Origin of the sequence: Sphingomonas sp. CFBP 13733 (assembly GCF_014841795.1) — a bacterium.
Lineage (GTDB): Bacteria > Pseudomonadota > Alphaproteobacteria > Sphingomonadales > Sphingomonadaceae > Sphingomonas > Sphingomonas aerolata.
Genome location: NZ_JACYUP010000001.1, coordinates 242,344 through 256,218, shown reverse-complemented (window position 1 = coordinate 256,218; position 13,875 = coordinate 242,344). Strand labels below are relative to the sequence as shown.

The 13,875-nt window shown below is 66.3% G+C and carries 10 protein-coding genes; 6 read left to right on the top strand and 4 right to left on the bottom strand.

Features of this window, described 5'->3' with window-relative positions:
- Positions 1-14: 14 nt before the first annotated feature.
- The 4 genes from IFT71_RS00965 to IFT71_RS00950 are packed head-to-tail and all read right to left on the bottom strand — an operon-like array spanning position 15 to position 4,860.
- Complete coding sequence (locus IFT71_RS00965; RefSeq protein WP_192138832.1) at positions 15-1,286, bottom strand: Gfo/Idh/MocA family protein; 1,272 nt, start codon at positions 1,284-1,286, stop codon at positions 15-17.
- Positions 1,283-2,137: an FAD:protein FMN transferase gene (locus tag IFT71_RS00960; protein ID WP_342212563.1), complete on the bottom strand. Its 855-nt coding sequence runs from the start codon at positions 2,135-2,137 to the stop codon at positions 1,283-1,285. Before IFT71_RS00960 ends, IFT71_RS00965 begins: the two co-directional genes overlap by 4 nt.
- 1 nt (position 2,138) lies before the next feature.
- The gene (locus tag IFT71_RS00955) at positions 2,139-3,449 is read right to left on the bottom strand and encodes a Gfo/Idh/MocA family protein (protein WP_192138830.1); all 1,311 of its coding nucleotides are present in this window, start codon (positions 3,447-3,449) and stop codon (positions 2,139-2,141) included.
- Between the two features lie 13 nt (positions 3,450-3,462).
- Positions 3,463-4,860 carry a 3-keto-disaccharide hydrolase gene (locus IFT71_RS00950; RefSeq protein WP_192138829.1) on the bottom strand — a complete coding sequence of 466 codons (1,398 nt, stop codon included), beginning with the start codon at positions 4,858-4,860 and terminating at the stop codon, positions 3,463-3,465.
- Positions 4,861-5,136: 276 nt separating this feature from the next.
- On the opposite strand from IFT71_RS00950, the gene IFT71_RS00945 reads away from it, so the two are divergent.
- From IFT71_RS00945 to IFT71_RS00920, 6 genes are all read left to right on the top strand, one after another.
- Entirely contained in the window at positions 5,137-5,883 is a 747-nt protein-coding gene (locus IFT71_RS00945) for a FadR/GntR family transcriptional regulator (protein ID WP_031439703.1), read from the top strand.
- A gap of 212 nt (positions 5,884-6,095) precedes the next feature.
- Positions 6,096-9,131: a TonB-dependent receptor gene (locus IFT71_RS00940; protein ID WP_192138828.1), complete on the top strand. Its 3,036-nt coding sequence runs from the start codon at positions 6,096-6,098 to the stop codon at positions 9,129-9,131.
- A gap of 187 nt (positions 9,132-9,318) precedes the next feature.
- Positions 9,319-9,762 carry a VOC family protein gene (locus IFT71_RS00935; protein ID WP_192138827.1) on the top strand — a complete coding sequence of 148 codons (444 nt, stop codon included), beginning with the start codon at positions 9,319-9,321 and terminating at the stop codon, positions 9,760-9,762.
- A 188-nt stretch (positions 9,763-9,950) separates the two neighbouring features.
- Complete coding sequence (locus IFT71_RS00930; protein ID WP_192138826.1) at positions 9,951-10,481, top strand: 2Fe-2S iron-sulfur cluster-binding protein; 531 nt, start codon at positions 9,951-9,953, stop codon at positions 10,479-10,481.
- Positions 10,478-11,467: an FAD binding domain-containing protein gene (locus IFT71_RS00925; RefSeq protein WP_192138825.1), complete on the top strand. Its 990-nt coding sequence runs from the start codon at positions 10,478-10,480 to the stop codon at positions 11,465-11,467. The genes IFT71_RS00930 and IFT71_RS00925 overlap by 4 nt, the downstream gene beginning before the upstream one ends.
- The gene (locus IFT71_RS00920; protein WP_192138824.1) at positions 11,464-13,806 is read left to right on the top strand and encodes a xanthine dehydrogenase family protein molybdopterin-binding subunit; all 2,343 of its coding nucleotides are present in this window, start codon (positions 11,464-11,466) and stop codon (positions 13,804-13,806) included. Before IFT71_RS00925 ends, IFT71_RS00920 begins: the two co-directional genes overlap by 4 nt.
- Positions 13,807-13,875 lie beyond the last annotated feature (69 nt).

Here is a 13,875-nt window from a genome sequence, read left to right as displayed (position 1 = left end):
AGCTCTATCCCCTTTTAGATCGAGACCAGGTTCGTCGGCCAGGTCATTGCTTGGTTCTGGTCCATCGCCTGCTCGCCGAGCAGCGACGCGACGCTCGCCTGATAGGCCTGCCGCAACAGGCCGGGCAGCGGCTTGCCCGCGCGCACCGCCTCGCCAAAGCCCTCGAACTGCAGCATCGTCTCGTCATATTCGCCCCAGCCGAGCGACTCGCCGGGTGTCGTCACGGGCAGCTCGGGGAACCAGGTCGCGCCGCCGATCGGCACCGTGCGCTTGTGCCCGCGCGCGACGTCCTTGTGCATCCGCTGCAACGCCAGCACCTTGGCGGGCACTTCCTGATAGATGCGTCCCAGCTCGGGCTCGATCGTCCCCTTGCTGCCCTGGATCTGCTCCTCGCAGCCATAGCGCGCATTGTTGAGCAGCGAGGTGTAGATCAGCTTCCGCCCGCCGCTATATTCGTAGATCAGCGCGACATGGTCATAGACCTCGCGGCCGTCCTTCCAGAAACAGATGCTGCCCGACCCGATCACCCGCGTCGGTACCGCATCGAGGAACCAGTTGCCGACCTGAAGCTGATGCGTCGCCAGCTCGGTCATCAGCCCTGCCGAGCGGTCGCGGTACAGCCGCCAGTTGATCTGCCGGTCGTTCGCATCCGCGGGCACGGCGCGGCGCCAGGCATTGTTGCGGTGCCAGCTCGCGCGGATCTGCGTCAGCGTGCCGATCTCGCCCGCGCGCGCGCGCTTCAACGCGTTCAGGTAGGTCGGGTGGAACATCCGCTGATGCCCGATCTGCAGGATCTTGCCCGCCGCCTTGGCGCGCGTGATCATCGCGCCGCAATCGGCGATCGTCCGCGCCATCGCCTTTTCGCACCAGACGTGCAGCCCGGCGTCGAACGCGTCGAAGCAGAGTTTCGCATGCGTATCGAGCGGCGTCGCGATGACCACCGCGTCGATCCCGCGCGCATCGAGCATCGCGCGGTGATCGGCAAAGCGCCGCGCGGTCGGCGCCCATTGCTGCGCCTTGACGAGGTTCGGCGCATAGCTGTCACAGATCGCGACGACCGTGCAGTTGCGCGACTTGGCGATGTTCTGGATCAGCGCGCGGCCGCGGTCGCCCGTGCCGATCACGCCCAGCCGCACCGGGTTCGACTTGACCGGCTCGGCACCCGCCGCCGCGGAGGCCGCAGACACTGCCCAGGGTGCGGCGGTCGCCATCCCCGCGCCCGCCGTCGCCGTCAGCACGCGATCAATGAACGATCGTCGTGAGAGGTCGAAATCCTTGTCGGTCATGCCGCTTGCATCCTTGCTGTGTCGTCGGTCCGCGCCGCGGCCTTGGAAAGATCGTACAGGAACCGCCGTGCCGGCGCCGCGTCGAGCAGGCGTCGCGCGCGCGGCGCATCGGCGACGAGCAACGCGGTGCTCATCGCTTCCGCTATGCCGCCGCTGCGATCGATCGCCACGGTACAGCGCGCCGCAGTCACGATCCCGCCATCGGTCGGACGGATCATCGCCGCGCGCTCGGGCGCCTGCGTGCCGGCGCCGACCGTCGTCGAGATCGACAGCGCCTCGTCGACCAGCTCGACCTCGACCAGCACCGCGTCGGTGCACGACGGATCGGGGATCGCGAACGGCCACCCGCCGCCCAGCGGATGTTCCCCGATCACCGCGATCGAGCTTTCACCCGCCGACAGGCACGCGCAGACGACACCCGCATCGCGCAACGCCGCGCACGCCCGGTCGAGAGCGAAGCCCTTGCCGAACCCGCCGAAATCGAGCGCGAGCGGCCGGGTCGCGGCGATCCGTGCGGTGCTGTGGTCGAACACGAGATCGCCCCAGCCCGCCCCGGCGAACCGCCGATCGGCAGCCGGATCGAACAGGGCTAGGGTCAGCGCATGGGCCTCTTCGATCGCGATCAGCGCCTCGGTCAGCACCGGATCGTCGATCGCGACGCCATGCCCGGCGAGCAGTTCGTCGTTGAGCGTGGTCGTCGGCGACTGCCGGTGGATGGTCAGCGCATCGTCGACGCTTTCGATCGCGCGCCGTGCCGCGACCAGCGCATCCGCAGACCCTGCACCGAAGACGTGAAGCTCGATCCGCGTCCCCATCGCGACGAAGCGCTCGACCCGCGCGGCGATACCCACGTCAGGCCTTGACCTCCCAGCCGGGTTCATAGGCGACCGACCAGAGCTTCATCGCCTCGGCACTGCTCGGCCTGCCGGTCGTCGGATCGACGGTCAGAACACTGTTGGTGCGATAGGCCATGTTGCCCAGATGGCAGAGCGTCGTGCTGATATGCCCCTCGGTGATCGGCGAGTTGAGCGTGGTGGCCTTGCCGCGGATCACGTCGACGAAATTGTTCGCGTGATAGACGTCGAGCACACCCTCGCCGACCGTCCCGGTCGTCTCCGACGTCGCCTTGGCCATTACCTGCCGGATCGACTTGCCCGCCAGATCATAGAGTTCGAACCCGTTGCGATCGACCACCGCCGACCCCTTCGTCCCGAGCAGCAGCACGCCGCGGCCGCGGCCATAGGTCAGCATCGCGTTGCAGCTCTGCCCGTTCCAGCGGATCACCCGGTCCTTGTCGTAGTTCAGGTCGAGCGACAGCGAGTCGTACATCTCCCAGTCGTCGCCCGCGTGGAAACGCTTGGCCCCCTTCGCCTCGACCTTCGTCGGATAGGTCAGACCCATCAGCCAGCGCGCGATGTCGAGTTCGTGCATCGCGTTGTTGCACAGCTCGCCCGTTCCATATTGCCAGAACCAGTGCCAGTTATACGGCACCAGGTTCGACCGATAGGCCGCGCGCGGCCGCGGGCCCTGCCACATGTCCCAGTCGAGCGTCGCGGGCGGGGCGACCTGCTGCCCCTTGCCGATCGATCCGCGATTATTGGCGTACCAGGTCTGCGCCTCGTACACGTCGCCCAGCTCGCCCGCCTGGACCAGCGCGAGCAGCTGCCGCGTCTCGGGGCTCGACCGCTGCTGGTTGCCCACCTGCAGCTGGCGCCCGGTGTTCTTCTGCGCGGCGATCATCGCCTCGCCCTCGGCGGGCGCGATGCCGATCGGCTTCTCGCAATAGACGTGATGGCCCGACTTCATCCCGTCGACCGCCAGCTTGGCATGCCAGTGATCGGGCGTCGCGACGGTGATGATGTCGATCGCCTTGTTGTCGAGCAGCTTTCGATAATCGCCCTCGGTCCGCGGCGCGGCATGGCCCTTCGCGGCAAAGGCCGCCGCGCGCTTGGCCAGCACCGCCGAGTCGACGTCGCAGAAATGCGTGACCTCGACGTTCGGGACCTTGGTGAACGCGCTCATATGCGCCTGACCGCGGCTGTTCAGGCCGACGATCGCGACGCTCAGCCGGTCGTTCGCCCCTTTGATCCGTGCATAGCTGCGCGCGGTCATCGCCATGCCCAGCGTTGCGCCCGCGCCCTTTATCATCGTCCGACGGTCCATCGCTTGATCCCCCTTAAAGTGTACGCAGCTTGATCGACCGGAACTCGACCCGGTCGCCATGATCCTGAAGCAGGATCGGCCCCTGCACGGCGTCGCCGAACCCGGCGATCCCGGCATATTTGCTTTGTGCCACCAGCGCGCGGAACGCCGGCGACCCGCGGTCATATTCGACCATCTTGAAGCCGTTCAGCCAGTGCTCGACACGCGCGCCGCGCACCACGATCACCGCCCGGTTCCATTCGCCCGGCGGGTTGATCCGCTTGCCCGGGCTTGCCGGGTCAGACAGGTTCTTCGCCGCGATCAGGTCGTAGAGCGAGCCGAGCGTCCGGTTGCCGTCGCGACCCATCTTCGCATCGGGATGCCGCGCATCGTCGAGCAGCTGATATTCCAGCCCGAGCGCCTCGCCCTTGCGCTTCAGCAGGCCGGCATCGACGAAATACTTGATCCCGCTGTTCGCGCCGGGTGCCAGCTTGAAATCGACCGAGAGCTCGAAATCGCGATATTCGCGCGTCGTGACGATGTCGCCGCCGCCGCCGTCTACGCGCAGCACGCCCCCCGCCATCGTCCAGCCCGTCGTTGGAAACACTGTCCCCTTCGCGCCGCGCCAGCCGGCACCGGTCTTGCCGTCCCACAGCAGTTTCCAGCCTTCGCGCTGCTCCTCTGCGGACAGCTTATTGCTCAGCCAGCCCTGCTGCGGCAGCGCGGTCGCGGGCATCGCGTAGCGCGCCGGCGCATCGGTGATCACGCGGACGTTGCGGAACCGCACCTCGGGATGCCGCGCGGCGTCCGCGTCGGGGATCGCATGGACCTGGAACGCGATGAACCCGCGCGCATCGACATCGTCGACGGTATCGGTCGCGGGCACGCCGTTGATCCAGCTGCGCAGCCGCGCGCCGATCGCCTCGACACGGTAGTGGTTCCAGTCGCCCGAGCGGAAGGTCTGCCGCGCGGGCGCGTTGCGGCCGAGCGTATACAGCCATTGCCGGCGCTGTTCGTCGTACATGCCCGCGCTCCACGCGCGCGCCGATGGATCGATCTCGACCTGATAGCCGTGCACGACGCCGCTGCGATAATCGGGCCGGCTCTGTCCGCGGATCATCATCCCCGAATTGAGCGCAGGGTCGGTCTTCGCATCGAACTCGACGATGAAGTCGCCATACTGAGCCTCGGACACGAGCCAGCTATTGGTCTTGCCGGGCTCCGCGCGCCCGATCAGCTCGCCATTCTCGAACGCGTAAGTCGCGTTGCCCCCGGTCGCGCGCCAGCCGGCCAGCCCTGCGCGCGGGGTCACGTCGCGCCACGGCGCTTTTGCCTGATCTGTGGAGGATTGAGACGCAGGGGCCGCGTCGACCGACGCCTGCAGCAGCAACGGTGCGGCCGCCAAGGTCAGAATTGCGAGTGCTCGAACCATTCGCCTCCCCTTTTCTCTTTTCTGCGAGCACGGGCTGGGCAGCCCTATCCGGACAGGTCCGGTCGTCTCGCATCGTTTCACCGCCGACATGTCGCTGCCGTACGTCTCTCCAAAACCGACCCTAATTTGTGGTCGGGCCACATGCAAACAGATTGTAAGGCATTTTATCGATGTTTCCGCTGGTTCGGGGCTTACCGGACTTGACGATGCCGGTGTCCGCGCGATGTAGGGGACGGCGCCGACGTTCAGGCTGCCGTCTATCGAACGAGGAATGCAATGCAGGACGCTGAAGGCGGCGGTAAACTCTACCGCAAGATCGTGCAGGCGATCATGACGGACATCGCGGACGGGGTATTCCAGGTCGGCGGTCGCCTGCCCGCCGAACGCGATCTGACGGAGCGGTTTCAGGTCAGTCGCCCGACGATCCGCGAGGCGATGATCGCACTCGAGATGAAGGGCATGGTCGAGGCCCGCAAGGGCTCGGGCGTGTTCGTGCTGGCATCGTCATCGAACGACTCGGAGCAGGAACTCGATATCGGCGCGTTCGAGATCACCGAGGCGCGTCGCCTGCTCGAAGGCGAAGTCGCCGCGGTCGCCGCGACCGAGATCACGGAGGAGCAGCTGGTCGAGCTACGCGGTCTGCTGGCGCAGATGGATCAGGACGACACGATCGCGGCAGAGGACGCGGATCGCCGGTTCCACATCGCGATCGCCGAGGCGACCGGCAATGCGGTGATCATCTCCGCGGTGGCCGACTTCTGGGACATGCGCTTCCGCTCGCCGCTCGCGCGCGAGGTCTTGGCGAAGGCGGGAAGCCTCGGCACGGAGAACCGCATGGCCGAGCACGGCCGGATCCTGACCGCGCTGGAGGCGCGCTCGCCGGTCGACGCGCGCAACGCGATGCGCGATCACCTTGCGCGTGTGATCGACCACCTGCTCGACGTCACCGAGACCGAAGCGGTCGAACGCGCGCGGGCCGCGACCGTCCAGCGCCGCCGTGCCCTGGCCCGTCGCTCGGTCTGACCCGCCCCCGCGTCTAGAGGTGCATGCTGTCAAATCGCGGCTACGGATGCGCCTCAAAATATTGGTCAAACTAATTGTCTGACCAAATGATTCCATATTGTCATATTTCTGCGGCCCTGATACCTGACGACCTACGCCGACCCTAGAAAACTGGGGCGGCAAAATGTCGGGCCGCGCCGACTCAGCGCGACCGGCCTATCGGGAGAGGGTCCTTGAGCCAGAAGAGCTTCGATAAGCGCATGCTGCTTATCTCGACGAGCGTCATTGGTCTGTTGATCGCCGCGCCGGCCATGGCCCAGCGAACCGCGGGCAGCCAGGTGCCGCAACCAGCCGACAGCCAGACGAGTTCACCCGATCCTGTCGACCCGACCCAGGCCACGTCCGAGCCGGAAAACGCCGATATCGTCGTGACCGGGTTCCGCGCCTCGCTGAACAACGCACTCAACCAGAAGCGTAACGAGACCGCAGCGATCGACAGCATCGTCGCAGAGGATATCGGCAAGTTCCCCGATTCCAACCTCGCCGAGTCGATGCAGCGCATCCCCGGCGTCGCGCTGTCGCGCGGTGACGGCGGCGAGGGCCGCAACATCTCGGTCCGCGGCCTCGGCGCGCAGTTCACGCGCGTCCGCATCAACGGCATGGAAGGTGTGTCGCAGGTCAGCGGCACCGACATTCGCGGCGGCGTCGCGACCGGCCGTTCGTTCGACTTCGTGACCTTCCCGACCGAAATCTTCTCAGCACTGTCGGTCCGCAAGACGCTGTCGGCGGATGTCGAGGAGGGCTCGCTCGGCGCGACGGTCGACCTGCGCGCGCCCAAGCCGTTCGACCAGAAGAAGAGCTTCGTGCTCACCGGCACTGCGCGCGGCATCTACAACGACATCAGCAAGAAGGCCGATCCGCGCCTGTCCGCGCTGGTCTCCAAGCAGTTCGGCGACACGTTCGGCATCCTCGGCAGCATCGCCTATTCAAAGCGCCATATCGCGGAATATGCCTATTCGGCGGCCGATGTCGTGCCGACCACGGTCTATGGCCAGGCGCAGCCTGCGGGCACCGCGAATGCCGGCGTAATCTTCCCCTTCTGCACCCCGGTCGGCTACAGCTTTCGCGGGGCCGCGACGAACAGCCCGACCGCCGGCTACGCCCAGCCGAACGGAACGCCGATCGGCGCAGACGCCAATAATTGCAGCACCGGAAATCCGCGCACGAGCACGGCGGCGGCCTATGATTATGTCATGAGCCGGACCGGGGTGAACGGTCGTCCAGGCGGCGGCGTCTATCTCCCCCGTCTGCCGCGACCGGCGAAAAGCGACCAGGAACAGCAGCGTCTCGCGGGCACGCTGACGCTGCAATGGAAGCCTGGCGACAATACCGACATTTCACTCGACGGCCTGTATTCGCGGTTCAAGGTGGATCGGCTCGACACCTATTTCGATGCACGCTCGTTCGGGCGCGCGATCTCGAACAACGGCCAGCCGCTGACGTCGGTCCGCGAGATCGAGGTCGATGACAATGGGTCGCTGATCCACGGGCTGTTCGACGGCGTCGATCTGCGGTCGGAGATGCAGCAGGAGAAGTTCACCTCGACCTATCGCCAGGTCAATCTGAACCTCGACCACCGCTTTTCCGACACCGTCCGGGTCTATGGTCTGGCCGGCATCAACCAATCGCGGCTCGACGTCGACCGCCTGCAGGTCGCGATCGATGCCAATGACACGCGCGACTTCTCGATCGACTTCCGCGACAATCCCGACATTCCGAAGATCGGCTACGGGATCGACACGACCAATCCCGCGCTCTTCCAATATGGCCCGCCGCTCGCCAACGGCGACCAGCGCGGCCAGCTGTCGAACTTCATCCGTCGCAACACGATCACGAGCAAGACCTTCGAGCTCAACGGCGAATGGGAGGCCGCACCCGACTTCACGCTGCAGATCGGCGGTCAGTATCGCACCAACAAATATACCGCGCGCGAGCGGCAACTCGCCACCAACACGCCACTCGCGCTCCCGTCGGGGGTGACGCTCGCCAGCCTCACCACCGTGACGACTGGCATCGGCAGCAACCTGGACGGGCTGTTGCAGGATTTCGTCTCGATCGATCCCGAGAAGTTCCGCGACGCGGTCGGGCTCGACAACTATGTCTATTGCAGCCTCGAATGCGCCAAGGGCACGTATGGCGGCGTCGATGAAAAATACGCCTCGGGCTATGCGATGGTGAAGTTCAACACCGCCAACTCGCTGCCCTTCGCTCTGCGGGGTGATGCGGGCGTACGGTACGTCCATACCAAGCTCGACACCTATGGCCCGATCACCTCGGCAGCGCCCGCGGGGTCGCTCTATCCCTCGCGGTTCGTGATATCGGAGGTCGGCCGCAGCTATGACGACTGGCTGCCGTCGGCAAACCTCGCGCTCGACATCACGCCCGACCTGATCGCGCGCGCCTCGGTCGCGCGCGTCATGTCACGGCCGGCCTATGGGCAGCTGATCCCCGCAGGCTCCGCGAACCTCGTCATCCAGACCGCAACCTTCAGCAATCCCTTCCTCGAACCGATCCGTGCCAACACGTTCGACGCCGCGCTCGAATGGTATTTCGCCAAGGGCTCGCTGATCTCGGTCGCGTATTTCTACAAGAATATCGAAAGCTATATCCAGACGACCAGCCAGGCGGTCGCGTTCCAGGATATCGGCCTGCCGCTGACGCTGCTCAACGGAACGCAGTTGCGCCCGACCGACGTGTTCACCGTCCAGCGCAGCAACAACACGGAAGGCGGGCCACTGCGCGGGTTCGAGGTCAACGTCCAGCTGCCCTTCACCTTCCTCCCCGGCGTGCTGCGCAATTTCGGCGCGCTCGGCAACTTCACGCGGGTCCGGTCGAACATCAACTACGTCATCTCGCCGACATTGTCCCGGACCGCGCCGCTGGTCGGGCTGTCGCCCGAAACGGCAAGCGGGACGCTCTATTACGAAGACGACAAGTTCAGCATCCGCTCGACGGTCAACTATCGCGCGGCCTTCCTGACCGCCGTCCCCAGCGGCTCGGTCGACGCGGATTCGACCGCCAATGCGAGTTCGATCTTCGTCGACGCCTCGGCCTCGTACAACCTCAACGAGCATATCAAGTTGATCGCCGAAGTATCGAACATCACTGACGAAACCAACCGCCTGACCGTCGACACGGTGCGTCAGGATCCGCTCTACACATCCTATTTCGGCCGTACCTACGCGCTCGCGGTCAATTTCCAGTTCTGAGGACTTCACGGTTCTGGTCGGTATCGGCGCGCCCCCCTGCCGATGTCGACCCGATCTCCGGGTGCGCTGCACGTCACGTGCGGCGCACCCGGTTCTTTCTTTGACGACGGTGCCGACGGCGCGCCGCATGGGTCCGGGCCTTCATCGTCACAAACGCGCTGAGCACATATTTCAGGGACCGGGCCTCATGATCGTGCCATCCATTTTTCTCTCGCTTGCAGCGTTGCAAACGACAGCGGCGCCCGCGGCGACCGCCGAGCATGTTGCGATCCAGGCAGCGGACATCGACCGCAGCGCGGCCTTCTATCATGAGGCGTTCGGCCTGCGGATCATCCCGACGCCGCTCAAAAACCGCCGCTGGCTCGATCTCGGCAACGGCCTCGCGCTCCACATCCTCGACGGCCGTACGACGCCGAAACCCTCGAACCGGAACGAGCATCTGGCGCTGCACGTCGATGATCTCGCCACCGTCATTGCCTGGCTTGACCAGCACGGACGCGTCTGGACCGACCTTGCGGGCACACCGCACAGGATGCAGCTCCGGTTCGACGGCGTCCGCCAGATCTATGCGCAGGATCCCGATGGCTATTGGCTGGAGATCGGGGACGCACGCGGCGCGGCGCCACGATGACGTGGCAGCCGATCGAGACCGAGGTTATCGAGCGGCGCCTCTCTTGGCCGCCTGCCTTACCGGAGAGACGAGCACGCTGTTTGATCTTTTTGGATTAGCGCTGCACCCCGGGCCCTGAAAGACATCAGCACGACACATAAACTGGTGTACGCTGCCCCTCGGCGCGGTGCGCCACAGGAGAGATCGCCATGTCGTTCGTTGTCAATGGAAACGCCGTCCCGGGACCGGCGGATCCCCGTGTCTCGCTGCTTGATCACCTCCGGGAGACGCTTCACCTGACGGGCACCAAAAAGGGCTGCAACCAGGGCGCGTGCGGGGCCTGCACGGTGTTGGTCGATGGCGAGCGGATCCTGTCCTGCCTCGCGCTGGCGGTCCAGTATGACGGGCGTCAGATCACGACGATCGAGGGCCTGGCCGAGACCGCGGCGCTTCACCCGTTGCAGGCGGCGTTCATCGAGCATGACGGGTTCCAGTGCGGCTATTGCACACCCGGGCAGATCTGCTCAGCGATCGGCATGGCCGCGGAGGTGCGCCGCGGCGTGCCAAGCCATGTCAGCGCCGACCTCGCCGCCGACGTGGTCCTGACCCGCGACGAGATCCAGGAACGAATGAGCGGCAATCTGTGCCGTTGCGGCGCGCATAACGGCATCATCGATGCGATCCAGGCGACGATGGCGCCACAGGCGACAGCCGAGACGAGCGCGGAGATGGCGGCATGACGCCTTTCACTTACCTGCGTGCCGATACCGTGAACGATGCCGTACGACTGGGTGCGGGCGAAACCGCGGCCTTTCTCGGCGGCGGCACCAATATCGTCGACCTGATGCGTGAGACCGTCGCCCGCCACGAGACATTGGTCGACGTGACCCGCCTGTCCGCCGCGGTCACCGAGACGGCAGAGGGCGGACTGCTGATCGGCGCGGCCGCCACCAACACCGCGGTCGCCGAGCATCACGGCGTGCGGACGCGCTATCCCATGCTGTCGCGCGCGATCCTCGCGGGGGCGTCTGCGCAGATCCGCAACATGGCGACGGTCGGCGGCAACCTGCTGCAGCGTACGCGCTGTACCTATTTCTATGACACCGACGGATCGCACTGCAACAAGCGCGCGCCCGGTACGGGGTGCGATGCCCGCGACGGGTTCAACCGCATCCACGCGATTCTCGGCGCATCCGATGCCTGCGTCGCGACGCATCCCTCCGACATGTGCGTTGCGCTGACCGCGCTCGACGCTGTCGTCCATGTCGAGGGACGCGACGGCGCGCGGACGCTGCCCTTTGGCGAGCTGCACCGCCTGCCCGGCGATCGGCCCGACCTCGACACGGTGCTGGCGACGGGCGAGCTGATCACGGCGATCGAACTGCCGCCGCTCGGCTTTGCGGCCCGATCGACCTATCGCAAGGTACGCGACCGGGCGAGCTATGCCTTCGCGCTGATCTCGGTCGCGGCGGCGCTCGAGATGGACGGCGACCGGATCGCCGACGTCCGGATCGCGTTTGGCGGCGTCGCGCACAAGCCATGGCGCGCAACCAAGGCAGAGGCCGCGCTGCGCGGCGAACTGGCCAGCGAGGCCGCCTTCCGGGCGGCTGCAGCCGCGGAGTTCGCCGACGCGCGGCCGCTTCGCGACAATGCGTTCAAACCCGAACTGGCGACGCGAACGCTGGCCGCGGTGCTGGCCGAGTTGGCGAAGGGAGACATGGCATGAGCATCATCGATAGCGCAAAGCAGGCGGCGCAGGGCCTGATGCAAAGCGCGATGGAGAAGCTCGTTCCGCTGGCACCCGACAGCTGGATCCCCGGCGGCCGGCCCGATCCGCTGATCGCGCACAAGCACGGGCTGATCGGCACGCCGGTATCGCGGCGCGACGGCGCGCTGAAGGTCAAGGGCGAGGCAGGCTTCGCAGCGGAGTTCCGCTTCGACGACATGGCCTATGCGGCACTCGCCTATGCGACGATCCCGCGCGGTCGGATCACGGCGATCGACAGCGCGGCCGCGGAAGCCGCGCCGGGTGTCGTCCTGGTGATGACCCACCTCAACGCGCCACGGATGAACACACCGGGCGTGTTCGGCTCGTCCCCGACCGCGGTGGGCCCCGCCGACCTGCCGATCCTGCAGGACGACCGTATCCACTGGAACGGGCAGCCGATTGCCTGCGTCCTAGCGGAGACGCAGGAGCAGGCCGATCATGCCGCGTCGCTGCTCCGCTTCACCTATGACGCGGAGCCCTCGACGACCAGCCTCAAGGGCGCGAAGGCGAACGGCATCGAACCGGGCCTGTTCATGGGCCAACCGCTGCACAACCGGATCGGCGATGCCGACGCCGCGCTCGCCACCGCGCCGCATGTCGTCGATCAGGTCTATCGCACCCCGCGCCACAACCATAATCCGATCGAACCGCATGCCACGACGATCGCATGGATCGACGGCGCGCTGGTGATCCACGACGCGAGCCAGATGGTCACCGCCCAGGCGCAGACGATCGGCGAGGTCTTCGATCTCAAGCCCGACAAGGTCCGGTTGACCTCGCCCTATGTCGGCGGGGGTTTTGGCTGCAAAGGCTTGTGGGATCACCAGATCATCGGTGCCGCCGCGGCGAAGCTGGCAGGCCGCCCGGTGCGGATCGCGCTGTCGCGCGAGGGTGTGTACCGGGTCGTCGGCGGGCGATCCCTCACCGAGCAGCGGGTGGCGATCGGCGCGACCGCGGAGGGCCGCTTCGATGCGCTGGTCCATACCGGCCTGTCGATCATGACGCCACACAACAACATGCCCGAGCCGTTCATCCTCGGCACACGTGCCGCCTATGCCTGCCGCAATATCAGCCTGCAGGTCGATATCGCGCGGATGAACATGCTCGCCAACACCTTCATGCGCGCGCCGGGCGAGGCGGTGGGCACCTTCGCGCTGGAATGCGCGGTCGACGAACTCGCGGTCGATCTGGGCATCGACCCGGTCGAGCTGCGGATCCTCAACGAGCCGGACAAGGACCCGACGTCGGGCCTCGTCTTCTCGTCGCGCCACATCGTCGAGGCGTGGCGCAACGGCGCCGATCATTTCGGCTGGGCGGATCGCAACCCTGAACCGGCCACGCGCCGCGATGGCGAATGGCAGATCGGCATGGGCTGCGCGACCGGGACCTATCCCTATTACCGGATGCCCGGCGCACAGGCGCGCATCACCCTCACGCGTGAGGGCGACGCTGTGCGCGCGCTGATCGAGGTCGCTGCGGCGGAAATGGGCATGGGGACCTCGACCACCACCGCGATCGTCGGCGCGGAGCGACTGGGTCTGTCGCTCGAGCAGGTCGAGGTCGGCTATGGCGACTCCGCGATTCCGGGCGCGATCATGGCGGGTGGATCGCAGCAGACCGCGGCGATCGGTGCGGCCGTGATCGCGGCGCATAACGCACTGGTCGCCGAACTACTCAAACTAGCCGGCAACGACTCGCCCCTCGCGGGGCTGTCGGCGGATACGGTCGGCAGCGAGGATGCCGGGCTGGCGAAGATCGATGATCCGACGCAGCGGGAAAGCTACGCCTCGATCCTGACGCGTGCGCAGCGCGACAGCGTCACCGTCACCGCCGCGGCGTCGCAGCCGCTCGAACTGATGCACTGGTCGATGCATTCGCACAGTGCGATCTTCTGCGAGGTGCGGGTGAATGCGGTCACTGGCGAGACGCGTGTCAGCCGGATCCTCGGATCGTTCGATTGCGGCCGGATCCTCAACCCCAAGACGGCGAAGAGCCAGTTCCGCGGCGGCATCATCATGGGGCTGGGCATGGCGTTGATGGAAGAGACGCAATTCGACGAACGCAATGGCCGGATCATGAACCCCAGCCTCGCCGAATACCACATCCCCGTGCACCTCGACGTTCCGGAGATCGACGTCATCTGGACCGATATCGCCGATCCCCGCACACCGATGGGTGCGCACGGGATCGGCGAGATCGGCATCACCGGCGTCGCGGCGGCGGTCGCCAATGCGGTCTACAACGCCACTGGCAAGCGCGTCCGCGATCTGCCGATCACGCTCGACAAGCTGCTATAGGGTGGCCTTCTAGGGTAAGCGCAACACGCGCCGGTCGGGCAGTCGCCGACCGGCGCTGTGCGGTCCCGC

Bases quoted from the DNA above. Each gene is read 5' to 3' on its own strand.
- IFT71_RS00935 (WP_192138827.1), top strand. From the start codon at position 9,319: ATGATCGTGCCATCCATTTTTCTCTCGCTTGCAGCGTTGCAAACGACA.
- IFT71_RS00965 (WP_192138832.1), bottom strand. From the start codon at position 1,286: ATGACCGACAAGGATTTCGACCTCTCACGACGATCGTTCATTGATCGC.
- IFT71_RS00930 (WP_192138826.1), top strand. From the start codon at position 9,951: ATGTCGTTCGTTGTCAATGGAAACGCCGTCCCGGGACCGGCGGATCCC.
- IFT71_RS00920 (WP_192138824.1), top strand. From the start codon at position 11,464: ATGAGCATCATCGATAGCGCAAAGCAGGCGGCGCAGGGCCTGATGCAA.
- IFT71_RS00925 (WP_192138825.1), top strand. From the start codon at position 10,478: ATGACGCCTTTCACTTACCTGCGTGCCGATACCGTGAACGATGCCGTA.
- IFT71_RS00950 (WP_192138829.1), bottom strand. From the start codon at position 4,860: ATGGTTCGAGCACTCGCAATTCTGACCTTGGCGGCCGCACCGTTGCTG.
- IFT71_RS00955 (WP_192138830.1), bottom strand. From the start codon at position 3,449: ATGGACCGTCGGACGATGATAAAGGGCGCGGGCGCAACGCTGGGCATG.
- IFT71_RS00945 (WP_031439703.1), top strand. From the start codon at position 5,137: ATGCAGGACGCTGAAGGCGGCGGTAAACTCTACCGCAAGATCGTGCAG.